This is a genomic window from Winogradskya consettensis (genome assembly GCF_018332715.1).
Lineage (GTDB): Bacteria > Actinomycetota > Actinomycetes > Mycobacteriales > Micromonosporaceae > Actinoplanes > Actinoplanes consettensis.
This window is the reverse complement of the sequence record NZ_BOQP01000040.1, coordinates 59,178-76,067: the sequence shown is the minus strand read 5'-3', so window position 1 is coordinate 76,067 and position 16,890 is coordinate 59,178. Positions and strand designations below refer to the sequence as shown.

General features: G+C 71.9%; 20 protein-coding genes. 5 read left to right on the top strand and 15 right to left on the bottom strand.

The genetic code is table 11. The features are described 5' to 3' along the window. Positions 1–7: 7 nt before the first annotated feature. The 12 genes from Aco04nite_RS33735 to Aco04nite_RS33680 all read right to left on the bottom strand — a co-directional run bounded on the left by Aco04nite_RS33735 (position 8) and on the right by Aco04nite_RS33680 (position 10,276). Positions 8–778 (bottom strand): IclR family transcriptional regulator domain-containing protein, encoded by a 771-nt coding sequence (locus Aco04nite_RS33735; RefSeq protein WP_213001288.1) that lies wholly within the window; start codon positions 776–778, stop codon positions 8–10. Further along, positions 775–1,155 (bottom strand): 4-carboxymuconolactone decarboxylase, encoded by a 381-nt coding sequence (gene pcaC / locus Aco04nite_RS33730; protein ID WP_213001287.1) that lies wholly within the window; start codon positions 1,153–1,155, stop codon positions 775–777. Before pcaC ends, Aco04nite_RS33735 begins: the two co-directional genes overlap by 4 nt. Next, positions 1,148–1,906: a 3-oxoadipate enol-lactonase gene (pcaD, locus tag Aco04nite_RS33725; RefSeq protein WP_213001286.1), complete on the bottom strand. Its 759-nt coding sequence runs from the start codon at positions 1,904–1,906 to the stop codon at positions 1,148–1,150. The genes pcaC and pcaD overlap by 8 nt, the downstream gene beginning before the upstream one ends. Beyond that, a complete protein-coding gene (locus Aco04nite_RS33720) occupies positions 1,903–3,570 on the bottom strand; it encodes a lyase family protein (protein ID WP_213001285.1) in 1,668 nt (555 codons plus the stop codon). Before Aco04nite_RS33720 ends, pcaD begins: the two co-directional genes overlap by 4 nt. After that, positions 3,545–4,051 (bottom strand): protocatechuate 3,4-dioxygenase subunit alpha, encoded by a 507-nt coding sequence (pcaG, locus tag Aco04nite_RS33715; protein WP_244876477.1) that lies wholly within the window; start codon positions 4,049–4,051, stop codon positions 3,545–3,547. Before pcaG ends, Aco04nite_RS33720 begins: the two co-directional genes overlap by 26 nt. Next, positions 4,048–4,725: a protocatechuate 3,4-dioxygenase subunit beta gene (gene pcaH, locus Aco04nite_RS33710; RefSeq protein ID WP_213001284.1), complete on the bottom strand. Its 678-nt coding sequence runs from the start codon at positions 4,723–4,725 to the stop codon at positions 4,048–4,050. Before pcaH ends, pcaG begins: the two co-directional genes overlap by 4 nt. Beyond that, positions 4,725–5,873 carry a 4-hydroxybenzoate 3-monooxygenase gene (locus Aco04nite_RS33705; protein ID WP_213001283.1) on the bottom strand — a complete coding sequence of 383 codons (1,149 nt, stop codon included), beginning with the start codon at positions 5,871–5,873 and terminating at the stop codon, positions 4,725–4,727. The genes pcaH and Aco04nite_RS33705 overlap by 1 nt, the downstream gene beginning before the upstream one ends. Before the next feature lie 169 nt (positions 5,874–6,042). After that, a complete protein-coding gene (locus Aco04nite_RS33700) occupies positions 6,043–6,723 on the bottom strand; it encodes a carboxypeptidase-like regulatory domain-containing protein (RefSeq protein WP_213001282.1) in 681 nt (226 codons plus the stop codon). A 96-nt stretch (positions 6,724–6,819) separates the two neighbouring features. Beyond that, on the bottom strand, positions 6,820–7,134 hold the full coding sequence (locus Aco04nite_RS33695) for a hypothetical protein (RefSeq protein WP_213001281.1): 315 nt from the start codon (positions 7,132–7,134) through the stop codon (positions 6,820–6,822). Positions 7,135–7,172: 38 nt separating this feature from the next. Beyond that, complete coding sequence (locus Aco04nite_RS33690; protein ID WP_213001280.1) at positions 7,173–8,237, bottom strand: hypothetical protein; 1,065 nt, start codon at positions 8,235–8,237, stop codon at positions 7,173–7,175. Continuing rightward, on the bottom strand, positions 8,234–9,172 hold the full coding sequence (locus tag Aco04nite_RS33685; protein WP_213001279.1) for a hypothetical protein: 939 nt from the start codon (positions 9,170–9,172) through the stop codon (positions 8,234–8,236). Before Aco04nite_RS33685 ends, Aco04nite_RS33690 begins: the two co-directional genes overlap by 4 nt. 60 nt (positions 9,173–9,232) lie before the next feature. After that, positions 9,233–10,276, bottom strand: coding sequence for a hypothetical protein (locus Aco04nite_RS33680; RefSeq protein ID WP_213001278.1), 1,044 nt, complete (start codon positions 10,274–10,276; stop codon positions 9,233–9,235). Positions 10,277–10,320: 44 nt separating this feature from the next. Between Aco04nite_RS33680 and Aco04nite_RS33675 the strand changes: the two genes are divergently transcribed. Together Aco04nite_RS33675 and Aco04nite_RS33670 are read left to right on the top strand one after the other, a co-directional pair. After that, complete coding sequence (locus tag Aco04nite_RS33675; RefSeq protein ID WP_213001277.1) at positions 10,321–10,722, top strand: SRPBCC family protein; 402 nt, start codon at positions 10,321–10,323, stop codon at positions 10,720–10,722. Between the two features lie 4 nt (positions 10,723–10,726). Further along, positions 10,727–11,383, top strand: coding sequence for a 4a-hydroxytetrahydrobiopterin dehydratase (locus tag Aco04nite_RS33670; protein ID WP_213001276.1), 657 nt, complete (start codon positions 10,727–10,729; stop codon positions 11,381–11,383). A gap of 8 nt (positions 11,384–11,391) precedes the next feature. Here the strand turns inward: Aco04nite_RS33670 and Aco04nite_RS33665 are convergent, their stop codons facing one another. Next, positions 11,392–12,429, bottom strand: a complete 1,038-nt coding sequence (locus tag Aco04nite_RS33665; protein WP_213001275.1) for an epoxide hydrolase family protein — start codon at positions 12,427–12,429, stop codon at positions 11,392–11,394. Between the two features lie 39 nt (positions 12,430–12,468). Between Aco04nite_RS33665 and Aco04nite_RS33660 the strand changes: the two genes are divergently transcribed. Then, entirely contained in the window at positions 12,469–12,906 is a 438-nt protein-coding gene (locus tag Aco04nite_RS33660; protein WP_244876476.1) for a CGNR zinc finger domain-containing protein, read from the top strand. A 90-nt stretch (positions 12,907–12,996) separates the two neighbouring features. Next, on the top strand, positions 12,997–14,154 hold the full coding sequence (locus Aco04nite_RS33655; protein WP_213001273.1) for a monooxygenase: 1,158 nt from the start codon (positions 12,997–12,999) through the stop codon (positions 14,152–14,154). Positions 14,155–14,223: 69 nt separating this feature from the next. On the opposite strand, the gene Aco04nite_RS33650 is transcribed toward Aco04nite_RS33655, so the two are convergent. Continuing rightward, entirely contained in the window at positions 14,224–14,643 is a 420-nt protein-coding gene (locus tag Aco04nite_RS33650) for a hypothetical protein (RefSeq protein ID WP_213001272.1), read from the bottom strand. A 482-nt stretch (positions 14,644–15,125) separates the two neighbouring features. Then, positions 15,126–16,109: a GlxA family transcriptional regulator gene (locus Aco04nite_RS33645; protein WP_213001271.1), complete on the bottom strand. Its 984-nt coding sequence runs from the start codon at positions 16,107–16,109 to the stop codon at positions 15,126–15,128. Positions 16,110–16,179: 70 nt separating this feature from the next. Here Aco04nite_RS33645 and Aco04nite_RS33640 point away from each other — a divergent pair, with 70 nt between their 5' ends. After that, complete coding sequence (locus Aco04nite_RS33640; protein WP_213001270.1) at positions 16,180–16,866, top strand: DJ-1/PfpI family protein; 687 nt, start codon at positions 16,180–16,182, stop codon at positions 16,864–16,866. Positions 16,867–16,890 lie beyond the last annotated feature (24 nt).

Genomic DNA, 16,890 nt, shown 5'->3' with positions numbered 1-16,890 from the left:
CCGGTGGTCAGCGGGTGTTGCGGAGGTCGGCTTCGATCGCAGCAGTTGTGGCCAGGAGGCAGGGGAGCAGGCGTTCGCGCATGTCGTCGACCGGGGTGCGGCTGGCGTGGACGGAGATGTTCACCGCGGCGACCACTGTGCCCGTTCGGTCGTGGACGGGGGCGGCCAGGGAGCGGAGGCCTTCTTCGAGTTCCTGGTCGACGATGGCCCAGCCCTGGTCGCGGATGCGGTTCAGTTCGGTGCGGAGGGACTCCGGTGTGGTCAGGGTCCGGTCCGTCAGGGGCAGGAGGTTCACCCGGGCGAGGAACGCTGCGATCTCCGGTTCCGGCAGGTGTGCCAGGAGGATGCGGCCCATCGACGTCGCGTACGCCGGGAAGCGTGTCCCCACGTTGATCGCGACCGTCATGATGCGGCGGGTCGGGACCCTCGCGACGTAGAGGACGTCGTCGCCGTCGAGGACGGAGACGGAGGACGACTCGTGGATGTCGGCGACGAGGGTTTCGAGATGGGGCTGGGCGACCTCCGGCAGCGAGATGCTCGACAGGTACGAGTAGCCGAGTTCCAGGACGCGCGGGGTCAGCGAGAACATGCGGCCGTCCGTGCGTACGTAGCCGAGGTCTGTCAGGGTGAGCAGGAAGCGGCGGGCGGCCGCGCGGGTGAGGTCGCAGATGCGGGCGACCTCGCTGAGGGTGAGTTGCGGGTGGTGGGTGTCGAAGGCGCGGATGACCGCGAGGCCCCGTTCGAGGGACTGCACGAAGTGTGGTTCGCGGTCGCTCACAGACCAGGGTCCTCCTCAGCGAGGACCTCTTGGGCGATCTTGAATGCCGCGTTGGCCGCCGGGACGCCCGCGTAGACACCCGTGTGGAGCAGGACCTCCGCGATTTCCTCGGGGGTCAGGCCGTTGCGGCGCGCGGCGCGCACGTGCATGGCGATCTCGGCGTCGCAGTGCAGGGCGGTGAGGACGGCCAGGGTGACACAGCTACGCGTACGCCGGTCAAGGCCCTCCCGTCCCCACACGTCACCCCACGCCGAGCGGGTGATGTAGTCCTGGAACGGGGCCGTGAACTCCGTGGTCGCCGCCACCGCCCGGTCCACGTGTGCGTCGCCGAGGACTTCCCGCCGTACGGTCATGCCCTTGTCGTAGGCGTCAGTCATCGAAGGCCTCCAGCAGCAGTCGGTTGACCTCGTCGGCCTGTTCGTAGGTGGCGAGGTGCGCGGCCGGCGAGAGCACTTCCAGCCGCGCGCCCGGGATGGCCGCTGCGATCGCCGAGCCGTGGGACGGCGGGGTCGCGGGATCTTCCGCACCCGAGATCACCAGGGTCGGGGCGGTGATCCGGGGCAGGTCGGCGCGCAGGTCCATGTCCTCGATCGCCGCGCACGCTCCGGCGTACCCGACGGGTGGGGTGGCGGCGATCATGCCGCGCAGCCGGACCACCTCCCGGGGGTGTTCCTGCGCGAAGCCCACGGTCACCCACCGTGCCACCACCGCGTCCGCGACCGCTCCCGTCCCGGACGCCAGCACGGTCGCGGCCCGATCGGCCCACGCCTCGGGCGGCCCCAGCAGCGCGGACGTGCAGCACAGGACGAGCCGGTCGACCCGGGCGGGTGCGAACGCCGCCAGCCACATCGCGGTCATCCCGCCCAGCGACAACCCGCACACATGGGTACGCGCGATGCCGAGGTGGTCCAGCAGGTCGAGCGCGTCCCGGCCGAGATCCTCCAGGGAATACCTGCCCTCGGGTACGCCCGAACGCCCGTGACCCCGCGCGTCGTACCGGACGACGCGAAACCGCCGTGCGAGTACGGGCAGCTGCGGATCCCACATCGACAGGTCCGCCCCGAGCGAGTTGATCAGCAGCAACGGCGGCCCGTCCACCGGCCCCGCCAGCTCGTGGTGCGGAATCATCGGCCCGGTGCCCGGTCGGCGGGGGTCGGGTCGGCCGGGGTCGGGTCGGCGGGGGTCGGGTCGGCCGGGGCTGAGGCGGCTGGGCTTGCCGCGGCTGAGGCGGGTGGGGTTGGGGTGGCTGAGTTTCGGCTGGTCAGGGTGCGGTCGATGAGGGCTGAGGAGCTGCCGATGTAGCCGCCGGGGTCGAGCAGGCCGGCCAGCCGGGCGGGCGACAGGTGCGCGGTGATGGCCGGGTCGGTGGCCAGGTCGCCGCGCAGGACCGCCTCGCGGACCACGTCGTGGGCCTTGGCGCCGAGCACCGGCCGCAGCGCTCCCGCGACCCGTTCGGCGAGCAGGGCCCCGTGGGTGAGATCCAGGTTGGCCCGCATCCGGTCGGCGTGGACCTCGAGACCGCTCAGGCTTTCCTTGATGCTGTACGCGGCGGAGCCCACCGCCACCAGCAGCGCCCGCAACGGCTGCCACTCGGCGTGCCACGAGCCCGCCGCCCGCTGATGTTCCTGCGGCATGGCAGAGAGCAGCATGGCGACCAGCGCGGGAGTGGTCGCCGCGGCCGCTGCGGCGCTGACCGCGTGGATCGGGTTCCGCTTGTGCGGCAGCGTCGACGAGCCCCCACCCGGCCCGCCCTCGGCCAGCTCCCCGACCTCGGTCTGCGCGTAGAGCGTGATGTCCCGCGCCACCTTTCCGATCGCCCCGGCCGCCGCCCCCAGCGCCCCGGCCAGCTCGGCGATCCTGGTCCGCTCGGTGTGCCACGGCAGCTCCGGCTCCGCCAGCCCCAGCAACTCACTGAACCCGGCCACCACCGCCAACGCCCTCACCGGGTCGTAACCGGCCCCGCCACCGTGCCCATCCGCCGAGCCCGAGCCCGAGCCCGAGCCCGAGCCCGAGTCGGAGCCGGAGCCGGAGTCGGTGGCGGTGGCGGTGCGGGAGTGGGGATCGGGGGTGGGGGAGAAGCCGGCGAGCGTGCCCACGGCGCCGCCGAGTTGGACGGCGAGGCGGGTCTGCCGGACCTCGGCGAGCCGCTGCCGGGCGGCGTCCAGGCCGCTGAGCCAGCCAGCGGCGACCAGCCCGAACGTGGTCGGCAGCGCCTGTTGCAGCAGGGTCCGGCCCGCTACCAGGGTGTCCCGGTGCTGGTCCGCGAGCGAGGCGGCAAGCGAAGCCGCGGCGTCCAGATCGAGGAGCAGGGCTTCGACGGCCCGGTGCGCGACCAGCATGGCGGCGGTGTCGACGATGTCCTGGCTGGTGGCGCCGCGGTGGACGAGCGCGGCGGCGTCCCCGGTGAGGGCGGTCCGGAGCCGGGCGACCAGTGGCACGACGGGAGTGCCGGTGGCCGCGGCCTCCGCGCTGAGCGACGCGATGTCGACCCGCAGTCCCGCGCAGGCCTTGGCCACGGCGCGGGCGTCCGTGTAGCTCGCCAGTCCGGCCCCGGCCGTGGCCAGGGCGAGGGCGGCCTCCGCGTCGAGCAGGGCGTGGATCCAGGCCGGGTCGCTGACCTCGAGCCAGACCGGCCCGGCGGCGAGCACCCCGTCGAACAGTCCCCGCTCGGGCAGCTCGGCCTCGGGCAGCCCCCGGTCCGAGAGCCGGCCCGCCCAGGGACGGTCGCCGCCGGGCGGGCTCCAGCCGGGCAGGCGCACATCGGGGTCAGAAAGTGAAGAAGACTGTTTCATCGTCGCCCTGCAGTCGGATGTCGAAGCGGTAGCCGTCGCCGTCCGGTGCGGCGAGCAGCGTGTGACGGCGGGCCTCGGGGACGCTCTCGAGGACCGTGTCGGCGGCGTTGGCGGGGGCCTCGTCGGCGAAGTAGACACGGGTGATGACGCGGTCGAGCAGGCCGCGGGCGAAGACCGACACGGCGATGTGGGGTGCCTGGCCGTCGACGGGGCCCGGTTTACGCGTACGGATGGCCCATTTTCCCTCGTCGTCGGTGCCGCAGCGGCCGAAGCCGCGGAAGCCGGGGGTGTGGAACCTGCCGTCCGGGTCGGCCTGCCACGTCTCGACCAGCGCGTCCGGCACCAGGTCACCGTTGCCGTCACGGATCTCGCCGCGCAGCCATACCGCGCCGGGTGCGTCCGCCGGCACGACGAAGGGTCCCTCGTCCCAGGAGAGGCCGATCGAGAGGTACGGCCCGACGGTCTGCGACGGCGTCGTCACTTGGTCTCCCAGGGGGTCGCGGAGTCGCCGGAGAGCACGATGTCGAAGCGGAAGCCCAGCGCCCACGAGTCGACGGTGGCGCCGAGGTCGAAACCGGCAACGAGGCGGTCGCGGGCGAATTCGGGGACGGAGTGGTAGATCGGGTCGAACGCGAACAGCGGGTCGTCCGGGAAGTACATCTGCGTGACGAGACGCTGGGTGAAGGCCCGGCCGAAGAGCGAGAAGTGGATGTGCGCGGGGCGCCAGGCGTTGGGATGGTTGCCCCACGGGTAGGCGCCCGGCTTGACCGTGACGAACCGGTAGCGGCCCTCGTCGTCGGTCAGCGCCCGGCCGACCCCGGTGAAGTGCGGGTCCAGGGGCGCGTCGTGCCGGTCCCACTTGTGCAGGTAGCGCCCGGCGGCGTTGGCCTGCCAGACCTCGACGAGCTGGTCGCGGACGGGTCTGCCGGCGGCGTCGCTGACAACGCCGTGCACGATGATCCGCTGGCCCTGCGCCTCGCCGCCCTTGCCGTCCAGGGTGAGGTCGGCGTCGCCCGACGCGACGGGGCCCTCGCCGAGGACCGGTCCGGTGAGCTCGCCGAGCGAGCCGGGCAGCAGGATCGGGGCCTGCTGCGGGGCGCGCAGGACGGTCGACTTGTAGCCGGGGGACAGCAGCGGGGGGTGGGGGCTGGTCATCACAACTCCTTGCGCAATCCGACGTAGTTCTCCGCGAGCGTGGTGGCGGCCGCGTCGGAACCGGTGACGTACGCGAGCTCGGCGAGCTGCAGGCGGTGCCCGAACGCGTCCTGCGAGCCGGGGCGGTGCAGCATCGAGGTCATCCAGTTCGAGAAGCGCTGCACCTGCCACACCCGCTTCAGGCAGGTCTCGGAGTACGCGTCCAGCAGCTGCTGCGAACCGTCGCGGTAATGGGCGACGAGGGCCTCGGCGAGGACACGTACGTCGGCGACCGCCAGATTGAGCCCTTTCGCGCCGGTCGGCGGGACGATGTGCGCCGCGTCGCCGGCGAGGAACACCCGCCCGTGACGCATCGGCCCGGTCACCACGCTGCGCATCGGGGTGACGCTCTTCTCCAGCACAGGTCCAGCCTGCAACGCCAGACCGAGCCGGGTACGCAGTTCGTCCCAGATCCGCCCGTCCGGCCAGGCCGCGGGGTCGGTGCCGGGCGGGACCTGCAGGTAGAGCCGCACGATCTCCGGGGTACGCATGCTGTGCAGCGCGAAGCCCCGCTCGTGGTACGCGTACACGAGCTCCTCGTTGGCCGCGGGCGCCCGGGCCAGGATGCCGAGCCAGGCGAACGGGTAGTCGCGCTCCCACCGCTGCACGGCCCCGCCCGGCAGCGAGGCGGCGGTGACGCCGTGCGACCCGTCGCACCCGGCCACGAAGTCGCACTGCAGCTCCCGGGTCACGCCCTCGTGCACGTAGCGCAGGGTGGTTCCGTCAACCCCGGTGACCTCGGCATCGAAGTGCAGGGGCAGCCCGGATTGCGTACGCGCGGCAATGAGGTCCTTGACCACCTCCTGCTGGCCGTAGACGGTGATGGTCCGCCCGGTCAGCTTCTCGAGGTCGATCCGGTGCCCCGCGCCGTCGAAGCGCAGCTCGATCCCGCGGTGCACCATGCCCTCGCGCCGCATCCGGTCACCGACGCCGAACTCGTCGAGCAGCGCGGCGGTGCCGTGTTCGAGGACGCCGGCGCGCACCCGGCCCTCGACGTACGCCCGGGAGCGGCTCTCCAGAATCACCGAGTCGATGCCGGCGCGCTCCAGCAGCCGCGCGAGGACCAGCCCGGCCGGTCCGGCTCCCACGATCCCGACCCTCGTGCGCACGCCACCTCCCGGCATCGCATTTGTGTTCTCCCTGAGAACTTACGTGCGTTCTGCGCACAACAAAAGCCCCGCAGGGTTTGGGTTGTGCACAATTAAATTGTGCACAACCTAAACAGGCCCCGCGCCCCGGACGGCGATGTCCGGGGCGCGGGGGTTCTGGTTGGCGGGATCAGGACGCGGGGTCCCAGAGGAGCTGGTCGTCGACGACGCTGGTGGTGCCAGAGGTGAGGGTGATGTCGGCTGCGGAGTTCCAGTCGGCGGCCTGGTGGGCGTACTGGGTGCGGCCGTCGGCCGTGAAGCTCACCTTGTAGACGCCCGGGGGGAGCTGGCCGCTGAGGTCGTAGGTGCCGTCCTGCAGGGTGGTGGTCTCGGCCTCGTTGGCGGTGTCGACGTTGGTGACGCGGACGGTGACTCCGGCGGCAGGCGCCCCCGCGGCGCCGGTCAGCCGGCCGGTGATCCCGGCGAGGGCGATGGCCCGGTCGTCGACCCGGATGGTCCTGCGGGCCGGGACGAAGTATTCGGTGGCCTCGTCGGAGCGGAACGTGTGCGGGACGTATTCGAAGTAGCGGCCCACCGCGTAGCTCACGATGAATGTCTGGTCCGCCTGCACCCGGAGCCGGTAGGTGCCGTTGGCGCTGGTGCGGGCGGTGTGCTGCGCGGCGGTGCTGATGTTGGTGGCGTAGATGTCGGTGTTCGCGGCCGGGGTGCCGTCCGGGCCGAGGATCCGGCCGGTGATGGTCCCGGTCACGGTGACGCTGGAGTGGTCCGGGGTGGCGGCGAGCGCCGGGCCGGCCGTGATGGTCAGGGCGACGGTGGCGGCCAAGGTGGCGGCCGGAGCGAATGTCCTCATGGCGGGAACGCTAGGTCGCGGCCGATGCCCCCGGCGGGGAGAACAACCGGTGGTGGCACGAATCCGGGAGTGTCCACAAAAGACTTAACCCGCAGGTCACCGCGTGTTCAGGCGGGCGGTGATCGCGGTGATCGCGGCGTCGCGGGCAGAGTTGTCGCGGGACCAGACCGCCGTTGTCAGGTCCGGCAGGACCATGAGGATCAGCGGGCGGCGGCCCGTTGCGGTGATGCGGAGCCGGGCGGGGCGGTCGCCGTGGGTCTCGACGCTCTCGATGGCGGTGAGGGCGATGCGCTGCGTCGCTCCGAGGTGGAGCCAGGGCGTTAAGGTGACCTCGTCGTCGGTCAGGGTCAGGATGCCGCCGAGCATCGAGAGGCGCCCGGCGGAGCGGCTGGCGAACCACTGGTGGGTCATCACCCGGGCGTACCCCGCTCGGGCGGGAGCGACACCGGTCAGGCGTGGCGGAAGCGGTGGAACGCGCGGATCGCGCCCCGGACCGTGAGGGCGATCGCCAGGGCGCACAGTGCGCGCTGGAATGTCGTGTGGCTGTCGCCGTCGATGAACAGCAGCGCCAGCAGGCCGGTCAGGGCGATCGTCAGCACGATGTAGAGGGTGAACAGGGCCGGCGCGACCCGGGGCGGCCCCGCCGGAAGCGGTGCAGGTGGGAGGGGCAAGGGGAGTGGGGCGGGGGCGAAACCTGCCCAGCTCGCGTCGCGGTCGCCGGGGGTGAGCAGCAGGCCGTGGCGCATCGATGCCATGCCCACGGCGGCAACCGCCGCGGGCGTGACCGCCTGGAACTGGTCGGCGCTCAGCGGAGGAAGTCCGGCCAGCATCTCCGCAGCCAGCATGGGAAGCCTGTCGGGCTGGGAAGCGGAAGGCCTGTCCGGGTGGGAGAGGGCCAGGGGGAGGTCGGCCGGGTCGAGGCGGCCGACGCGCAGCTGGGCCAGGACATCGATGAACTCGCCCAGCACGGCGTCCGAGCCGGTCGAGCGGTGCGAGCCGGCTGCGATCACGGTGATGATCGCTGTGCCGTCGCTGCGGGGGAGGTAGCTGGTGGCGACGGGGAACGACCGGCCGAGCATCACCGCGAGCATGTCGGCGAGGACGGCGGCGGGGGCGCTGTGGGTGACGACGGTCTGCCAGGCGACGGTGCCGAGCGAGCCGGCGAAGGAGTAGCCGCCGGGTGCGTCTGCCGGGGGCAGCATGCCGGTCACCGGCGGGGAAGTCCGGCGGCGGTCGGCGGGCAGCGGGAGGGTCAGGCCGGGCGGGACACGGTCGCCGGCGATCCAGAGGACAGTGTTCTCGCGGGTGACTTCGAGGGGCACGCCGTACCGCCGCAGGTGCAGGGTCGCGGACGTCGGTGTCACGAGCTGGTGGCCGCTCAGAAAGCGGGCGATCTCGTCCTCCGGGCCGGTGACGCTGACCTGGCCGCCCGGGAAGACCAGGCCGGCGCGCATCGGGCCCGTGGCCGGTGCCAGCAGCGTGCGGACACCGTCGTGCTCGAGGAGGGTGATCATCGGGCGGCTCCGGCAAGGCTGCGACGGTACGCCCGGAGCACACCCGCCGGATCCCCGAGGCACGACCACGGGAACCGGGTCGCGAACGGCGCGGCGGCCGCGAGCAGGCCGGTGGCGGCGGTTTCGTCGCCGAGCTGGAGGAAGACCATGGCGAACGCGTTCAGGGCCAGGACCCAGCCCGGTTCCCGCCCGAACGAGCCGTGCCAGACCGAACGGTCGGCGGCGTCGATCAGCTCGCGGCGTACCGCATCGGAGCGCAGATAGGCACGGGCAGTGTCACCGCCGCCCAGCTCGGCGAAGTGTTCGAGGTGTCCGACGGCGACCAGCAGGGCGTTCGGGGCTCCGGGCGGGGCGGCCAGCGTCCGGTCGCGGGCGAACGCGTGCACCTCGGGCCACGTGCCCGACCATTTGGGGCACAGCGACTGGAGCATCTGCAGCTGGCCGGTGACGTTGTGCGCGTCGATGCGGGCGAGGCGTGCGTAGCGGCGGCGTACCTCCCCGGGGCCCAGCCGCAGGCCACGCGCCGTCAGCAGGCGCTGGACCCCGACGGCGCTGTCGTAGGGGTTGCGCGCCGCGGCGTCGATCAGGACCTGCTCGGCGGCGGCCAGGTGCTCGTGGAAGCCGGTGAACTGTTCCGGGCTGACCCGCTCGGCCGGTGCGCCGGTGCGGATCTGCCACCCGGTGTGGATCAGGTGGGCGGCGAGGACGGCGGCGGCTGCGGTGTCCGACGGCTGCTGCTGCCACGCGTACCCGGCGAGTTGTCTTGCTTCGGGGTGTTCGGCCAGTTCGTGCACGACGAACGCGCGCATGCCGGGCGGGGCCGCGTCGAGCTCCGCCCGTACCGATGGCCAGTCCCAGATCTGCAGGGCCTGGACCGCCGCGGCGACCTCGGGAAAGGCGGCGGCCGCGGCGAAGCTGACATCGGCGGGCTGCATCGGACTCCTCGGGTCGGGGCGGCCCTCACTGTCGGCCGCCGCCCGCCCGACCTGAGCGGGTCACCCCAGCTCAGACCCAAGATCTTTCATGAGTACGCCCAGAGCGCGCTGTTCCGCGTCAGCGCGCAGGGTTCCCTCCGCGAGCTCGTCGATGAGCCGGATCGTCGCTTCCCGGGTGGTTCCTACGGCGTTGTCCCGGATCGTCCCGAGGTCCGGGGCCGGCATCGAGCACGCGGCGGCGAGGGCGGCGAGCAGGAACCGTTCGTGCTCGGACGCCTCCTCCCAGCGGTCGAGCAGCCCGGGCACCGCCGCGGTGACCGCTTCCCGCGCGGCGACGGCCTCCGGCGCCTCGACGGCGGGCTTGCCCAGCGCGCGCAGGGTGTCGGCCATCGAGGCGAGGTCCCGGCGGCCGACCGAGGCGATGAGGAAGAGGTCCATCAGCACCCAGCCCCGGTAGCGGTCCCCGAGCCGGTCGTCGGCGGCAAGCTCCACGAACACCGGCACCATGCCCGCCGTGTGCGGATAACACGTCCCCTGATGCATCGCGGCGTTGAACAGGTCTCCCAGCAGGTCTCCCGTTCCTGCCCCGTCGCCGCCGTCCCCAGCACAACACTCGGTGACGGCGATGAGCTCCCCGCGCAGGTCCGGTGCGGGGCGGCTCTCCAGCGGTGGCCCCGGCGGCAGTTCCCCGGCAGCGGCCACGGGCATCGGGGCCGGGCGCCGCCGCGCCGCCTGCGAGGGGGTCAGCTCGTGCACCAGCCCGGTCCGGTTGAAGATCTGCAGCACCGTGTCCCGGTGCCCGCTGCCCGCCCCGCCCGAGATCCCGCCGCTCTCCCTGGCCAGATCCGCGACGGCCGCCTTCTCCGCGTCATCCATGACCTGGTCGTCGAGCACGACGCTGAACACGTCCCACCAGCCGCTGAACTCGGGGCGCATGCTCGGCTTCCCGTACCAGAAGTTGCCGGGTTCGAACGAGAAATGGTCGACGATGCGGACGGCGGTGAGCAGATGCCCGCGCTCGGCCAGCCGGTCGGCGACCGCGCGGGCGGCCTTCTCGGTCGGCACGGTCAAGGTGTAGGTACGGGCCCAGCTCGCGTCGGTCACCGCGGCATCCCACCACATCCGGCCGGTGGTGCCAGAATGAGGGGATGGCTACGGAAACGAGACACCTCGCCGTCGCGATCGACAAGCCCGCAGCCGACGTGTACGCGTACGCGTCGGACCCCACCAATATTCCACAGTGGGCACCGGGCCTGGGCACGTCCGTGGAACAGGTCGACGGCGTCTGGTACGTCGACACGCCGGGCGGTCGCCTCAAGCTCGATTACGCGCCCCAGAACGAATATCTCGTCCTCGACCACACCGTCACCCTGCCGACGGGCGACAGCATCTACAACCCGTTCCGGGTCCTGCGGGACGGCGACGACAGCGAGGTGGTCTTCACCCTGCGCCGCCGCACCGGCATGACGGATGAGGAGTGGGCCGCCGACGCGGAGGCGGTGCTGGCCGACCTGACCAGCCTGAAGCGGATCGTCGAAGGTGAGGGCTGATCCGATGGCGAAACTGACGGCACAGCAGATCGCCGCCGAGAAGCTCGACGGCTGGGTCTACATCCTGGGCGCGCTGCGCACCCGCGTCGCCACCCCGGACTTCGCCACCGGCCTCGCCCTGGTCAACGCGCTCGGCGCGGCAGCCGAGGCGGCCGACCACCATCCCGATCTGGACCTGCGTTACACCCGGGTCGACATCGTGCTGACCAGCCACGACACCGGCGCGGTCACCGGCCGCGACATCCGGATGGCCCGCACGATCTCCGCCCTGGTCGCCGATGCCGGCCTCACCCAGGAGTGCGCCACGATCGCGCTCGTCGAGCTGGCCCTGGACACCCCGGCCCACACCGCGATCCTGCCGTTCTGGACGGCGGTCCTCGGCGGCGAGCACCGGGTGGGCGACGACGTCGGCGACGAGGTCCGCGACCCGCACGGTGTGCTGCCGACCGTCTGGTTCCAGGAGTCGGGCTCCGAGGAGCCCCGCCAGCACTGGCACCCGGACGTCTGGATCGATCCCGCCCAGGTCCAGCCCCGCATCGACGCCGCGGTCGCCGCCGGCGGCACCCTGGTCAGCGATGCCGAGGCCCCCAGCTTCTGGGTCCTCGCCGACCCCGAGGGCAACAAGGTCTGCCTCTGCACCTGGCAGGACCGCACGTTCTGACCGGCGCCTCAGCGTTTGTCCGCGAAGAACGCGACGATGTCCGCGGCGAGCAGGTCCGGCTCCTCATGGGCGGCGAAGTGCCCGCCGCGCGGCATCGTCGTGAAACGCTCGACGTGGTAGGTCCGCTCCGCCCAGCTGCGTGGCGGGTGGCTCAGGTCCTTGGGGAACAGCGCCACAGCCGTCGGCACCTCGACCCGTTCGATCCGGGTGACCCTGCCCTGGGCGTGGTCGTAGTACGGCCGGAACGACGTGGCGATCGTGCCGGTGAACCAGTAGAGCGACGTCTGGGTCAGCACGAAGTCGTCGGTGAACGGGGTGTCGCTCCAGGACCGGTACTTCTCCAGGAGCCACGCCAGCAGTCCCACCGGTGAGTCGGCCAGCCCGGGGGAGAGGGTGAGCGGGCGTTTCCGCTGCTGGTGCTGGTAGGCGCCCTCCTCGGCGAGCCAGCTCGCCTGCCGGTCGAGGTGGGCACGCTCGTCGGGAGTGAGCGTGTCCGGGTCGTAGCGCGGCGGGTCGGCGACGGCCAGCACGTGAATGCCCACCACAGCTTCCGGGTACGCCTGACCGAGCCGGGCGGTGACTCCCGCACCGAGATCGCCGCCGTGGGCCGCGTACCGGGAGAATCCCAGGTTTTCGGTCATCAGGCGATGCCAGAGCTCGTGCGTCTGGACGTCGCTGACCTGCGAGAACGCGTATCCCGGCAGCGACGGCACGATGACCGTGAACCCCGCGGCGGCGAGGCGTTCGGCGAGGCCGGTCAGCTCCAGGATCGAGCTGGGCCAGCCGTGGGTCAGCACGATCGGCAGGACGTCCGGGGTGCCGCCGTCGTAGCGCAGGTAGTGCAGGCGCGTCCCGGCCACGTCGGCGAAATGCGCGGGCAGCGCGTTGATGGCCGCCTCTCGCGCGCGCCAATCGAAGTCGCCGGCCCAGTAGGCGACCAGGTCACGCAGCTCGCTGTCGTCCGTGCCGGGCCAGGTCCTGCCCCAGCGGGTACGTCGGAGCCGGTCACGCAGGTCGGCCAGTTCTTCCTCAGCAACCGTGAACATGGCCTCAGGCTAACACCAGTGTCGGCGTACACTGGTGTCGTGGATCAGGTGGTGGCCTTTCTCAACACGCTCGACGTGCGCAGTTTCGGCAGTCACGAGGGCGGCGACGTCCTCGGCTCCTGGCTGGGTGAGGCCGACCGCGACGGGCTGGCCGAGGGGCTCCGGGGTGCGTTGCGTGACGCGCTGTCCGAGGGGGCTGAGCCGGCCCTGGCGGCGTTCCCCCTACGGCTCGTCCCGGACACCGCGGGCGGGTTGCGGCTCGCCGCGCAGTCACCGGTCCCGGCGCTGGTGCCGATCGTGGAGACGGTCGCGAACGCCGTCGTGACGGGCGCCTGGGCGCGGATCAAGCTCTGTGCTGCGCCGGAGTGCCGCTGGGCGTTCCACGACGTCTCCCGCAACGGTGGCAGCCGGTGGTGCTCGATGGCGGTCTGCGGCAACCGGCACAAGACCCGGGCGTACCGGCAGCGACAGTCTTGATCTTCTTAATCCGGGTTGTCCCTGATTTACGCCGACTTGGTGTTCTTGGGAGGATTAGCGGGTTTCCATCCGGCCACTCGGAAGGCAGCCATGCGTCTCAAGGCAACGGTCACCGCCCTCGCCGCTCTCAGCCTGATCGCCGCCTGCGGTTCCTCACCGGCCGCGGCGCCACCCGCTTCCAGCAGCGCACACTCCGGCCATTCCGCCGGCTCAGCGGCCCCACCCGCGGCGCTGCGCGCGGGTGAACGCTTCGTCGACCTGTCGATCCCGCAGGCCTACACCCCGGCCGCGCCCAACGGCGGCACCGACGAGTACAGGTGCTTCCTCGTCGACCCCGGGCTGACGTCGACCGCGTACCTCACCGGCAGCACGTTCCTGCCGCAGAACGCCGAGATCGTGCACCACGCGATCTTCTACCGGCTCAGCCCGGAGCAGTCCGCCGACGCGGTCGCGGTCGACGCGAAGACCCCCGGCGAGGGCTGGACCTGCTTCGGCGGCGCCGGGGTCGACGGGCAGACGGCCTGGGTGGCGCACTGGGCACCGGGCGCGGGCGAGACGCTGATGCCGGCCGGCTACGGCTTCGAGATGCCGCCCGGCAGCAAACTCGTGATGCAGGTGCACTACAACCTGCTCAACGTGGACAGCAGCGTCCCGGCCACGGACAGGTCCGGGATCAAGATGCGCCTCGCCGACAGCACCACGAAACTGACGTCGCTGCAGACCGCTCTGGCCTTCGCCCCGATCGAGCTGCCCTGCGAGCCCGGCGCGACCGGTGCCCTCTGCGACCGTGCCACGGCGGTCGCCGACGTCGAGAAACGCTTCGGCGCCGAATCCGGCGACATGGTCCAGGGCCTCAACCAGCAGTGCCAGGGCGGCGCCGCCCCGAAACCGGGCAACACCCAGCAGTGCGACCAGCCCATCGACCAGGACGGCACGATCCTCATGGCCGCCGGTCACATGCACCTGCTGGGACGATCGATCAAGGTCGAGATCAATCCGGGTACGCCCGCCGCGCAGACGGTCATCGACGTCCCCCGCTACGACTTCGACAACCAGGCCCTCGTCCCGCTCCCGAAACCCGTCCAGGTCAAGCGGGGCGACACCGTCCGGGTCACCTGCACCCACGACGCGACCCTGCGCAAGCAACTGCCCCAGCTGCAGAAACTCCCGCCCCGCTACGTCGTCTGGGGCGAGGGCACCAGCGACGAGATGTGCCTCGGCATCATGGTCTTCGCCGCCAAGCCCTGAGCCCTGAGCCCTCTGCGCACGGAACCCCTGGTGCCACCGTGGCACCAGGGGTTCGAGGGTTGTCCGGTGTCAGCTGACCGAGGTCGGCAGCGCGTGGGTGGTGACCTTGTGCGTCTTGATGACGGTCACCCGCACCCGCGTGAAGACGTTCCTGTGGTTCGAGGCCTTGCGCACCCGGGTGAACTTCAGGCTCACCTTGTCCGACTTGACCTTCCCGGTCGCGCAGTCCGGCACGCAGGTGTTGACCTTCCGGACAGCCGTCGCATAGCCGGTGCTGCCGGTCAGCTTCGTCCAGTGCACGCTGGTGTAGGAGACGTCCTTGTACGGCCGGATCGTCTTCGGCTTCACCTTCGTGACAACCTTCGCACTGCCGTAGTCGACAACAACCGCCGGCTTGGCCGCAGCGGCATCAGCCGGCCCGGCGAACAGCCCGGCAGAGACAATGACAGCTGCCGTCGCGGCAACAGCGGCCCGCTTGAGAAAACTCATCCTGAAACTCCCCGTGAACAAACGATGTTGGGAAAACCCTAATCCGCCCCCGCCACCAGAGATCCACAGTCGACCACCACGTGGCACGATTCCGGGAGATCCCTCAGATCCGCGGCGTGGCAGCCGATCAGACCGGGCCATGAGGCACGCCCGAACGCGACTGCACCGCACGGCGTCCCCACCTGCCACCTGCGGAGCCTGATGTCCGAGGCAGTCGGACGGCACCTGCCTCGACGCGTAGGGCCGGCGTTCGTGCGGGCGGAATGCTCAGGTCATGCCGGTGGGCGCCGATCGGATCGGGCCGTGCGTCCTGCATCGGGGCGCTATTGGTGTGCACGCACCAGATCGGGGTCGCCGGCGCTGCCGTCACGGGAGCGCCGGTGGATCGGGGGCCTGCCGCGCCGGGAGCAGAGACCGGCGCGGCAGGGCGGCCCCTTCGGGGAGCCGAGGTGGCTGATGAACACCTGCCAGGCGGTCGCCCCTCATGGTCCGTGGGTGAAAGTGCGGGACGAGAAGGTGCGGCGGTAGGCGGTCGGGGTGGTTCCAGTCGCGAGCCGGAAGTGGTGGCGGAAGTTTGCCGGGGTGCCCATGCCGCATGCCTGGCCGATGTGGTCGATGCTGGCGTCGGTCGTCTCGAGCAGCTCGCGGGCGCGGGTGATCCGGGCGGCGGTGAGCCACCTGATCGGGCTGATCCCGAGCTGCGCGGTAAACATCCGTGCGAACGTACGCTCGGCGACGGTGGCGTGCGCGGCCAGTGCGGCGACCGTCAGCGGATTGTCGAGGCGGTGCAGGGCCCACTCCAGGGTCGCGCTCAGCTCGGTGCGGTTCGGTGGCGCGGGCGGGTGGGTCACGTATTGTGCCTGGCCGCCCTCGCGGTGGGGCGCGGCCACGATTCCGCGGGCGATCGCGGTGGCCGTGGCCGCGCCGCAGTCCCGGCGTAGCAGGTGCAGGCAGAGGTCGATGCCGCTGGCCACCCCGGCCGAGGTGATCAGGGAGCCGGTGTCGACGTAGAGCGCGCCGGGGTCGACCTCGATGCGCGGATGCCGGCGGGCCAGCTCGTCGGTGAGCAGCCAGTGGGTGGTCGCGCGCTTGCCGTCGAGCAGGCCGGTGGAGGCCAGGGCGAACGCGGCCGTGCAGATGGTGGCGATCCGCGCGCCCCGGGAGTGCGCCTCGCGGAGCGCGTCCCGCACGTCCGGGGTGGCATCCGGTGGGGTGTCCCGCTCCGAGCCCCCGTAGGCCGGCACGATCACCGTGTCCGCCGTGAACACCTCGTCGAGGCCGTACGGCGCGGTGAGCGACCAGCCGTGGAGGGTCTCGACCGGCCCGGCGGACTGTCCGCACAGGATGACGTCGTAGCGGCGGTCGTGGAGGCCGAAGATCTGGAACGGCATGCCGACCTCCATCGGCTGCACGCCGTCGAGGGCGAGCACCGCGACGCGATGGCGCCGCCGAGACGAACCGGTCATGGCGGAATCTTATCGACCAGGGGCATTCCTGCTACTCGTCGCGACGGGGCGGGGCGCGAAGGATGAGGGCATGACGGACACACGGCCCTACCGCATCACCGTGCTCCTCTTCGACGGCGTCGAGGAGCTGGACTTCACCGGCCCGTGGGAGACGCTCCGGATCTGGCAGACGGTGGCGACCCGTCCGGTGAGCGTGCGTACGGCCAGCCTCGACGGGGCGCCCGTACGCTGCGCGCTGGGGTTGACGGTCACCCCGGACGGCGGGATCGACGACGAGCCCCGGCCCGACCTCGTCGTGCACCCCGGCGGCGCGGGTATCGACACGCTCTACGCCGACCGGGCCCATCTGGCCCGGATGCGGGGCCTCGCCGAGAACGGCACGGTCATGACCTCGGTCTGCAACGGCGCGATGGTCTACGCCGCGGCCGGGCTGCTCGACGGCCGGGCCGCCACCTCCCACTGGCTCGTCCTGGACGAGCTGGCCGGGCAGCACCCGAAGGTCGAGGTCGTCCGCGACCGGCGCTGGGTGGACGCCGGCCCGGTGGTGACCAGCGCGGGCATCACCGCCGGCATCGACATGGCACTGCACCTGATCGACCGGCTGGAGAACACCGACACGGCCCGGGCGGTGGCCGGCATGCTCGAGCACCCGTGGGACCCGCGGGCCGACCTCCTCGCGGCGACCAGCCCGGAGAACCGCCGGCACGCGCTCACCACCATCGTCCCGCTCATGCAGGCGGCCCGCAGGGCCGATTGAAGGGGCCAAACCAGGGGCGGCCCC

Bases quoted from the DNA above. Each gene is read 5' to 3' on its own strand.
- pcaC (WP_213001287.1), bottom strand. From the start codon at position 1,155: ATGACTGACGCCTACGACAAGGGCATGACCGTACGGCGGGAAGTCCTC.
- pcaD (WP_213001286.1), bottom strand. From the start codon at position 1,906: ATGATTCCGCACCACGAGCTGGCGGGGCCGGTGGACGGGCCGCCGTTG.
- Aco04nite_RS33720 (WP_213001285.1), bottom strand. From the start codon at position 3,570: ATGAAACAGTCTTCTTCACTTTCTGACCCCGATGTGCGCCTGCCCGGC.
- pcaH (WP_213001284.1), bottom strand. From the start codon at position 4,725: ATGACCAGCCCCCACCCCCCGCTGCTGTCCCCCGGCTACAAGTCGACC.
- Aco04nite_RS33700 (WP_213001282.1), bottom strand. From the start codon at position 6,723: ATGAGGACATTCGCTCCGGCCGCCACCTTGGCCGCCACCGTCGCCCTG.
- Aco04nite_RS33695 (WP_213001281.1), bottom strand. From the start codon at position 7,134: ATGACCCACCAGTGGTTCGCCAGCCGCTCCGCCGGGCGCCTCTCGATG.
- Aco04nite_RS33690 (WP_213001280.1), bottom strand. From the start codon at position 8,237: ATGATCACCCTCCTCGAGCACGACGGTGTCCGCACGCTGCTGGCACCG.
- Aco04nite_RS33685 (WP_213001279.1), bottom strand. From the start codon at position 9,172: ATGCAGCCCGCCGATGTCAGCTTCGCCGCGGCCGCCGCCTTTCCCGAG.
- Aco04nite_RS33675 (WP_213001277.1), top strand. From the start codon at position 10,321: ATGGCTACGGAAACGAGACACCTCGCCGTCGCGATCGACAAGCCCGCA.
- Aco04nite_RS33670 (WP_213001276.1), top strand. From the start codon at position 10,727: ATGGCGAAACTGACGGCACAGCAGATCGCCGCCGAGAAGCTCGACGGC.
- Aco04nite_RS33665 (WP_213001275.1), bottom strand. From the start codon at position 12,429: ATGTTCACGGTTGCTGAGGAAGAACTGGCCGACCTGCGTGACCGGCTC.
- Aco04nite_RS33655 (WP_213001273.1), top strand. From the start codon at position 12,997: ATGCGTCTCAAGGCAACGGTCACCGCCCTCGCCGCTCTCAGCCTGATC.
- Aco04nite_RS33650 (WP_213001272.1), bottom strand. From the start codon at position 14,643: ATGAGTTTTCTCAAGCGGGCCGCTGTTGCCGCGACGGCAGCTGTCATT.
- Aco04nite_RS33645 (WP_213001271.1), bottom strand. From the start codon at position 16,109: ATGACCGGTTCGTCTCGGCGGCGCCATCGCGTCGCGGTGCTCGCCCTC.
- Aco04nite_RS33640 (WP_213001270.1), top strand. From the start codon at position 16,180: ATGACGGACACACGGCCCTACCGCATCACCGTGCTCCTCTTCGACGGC.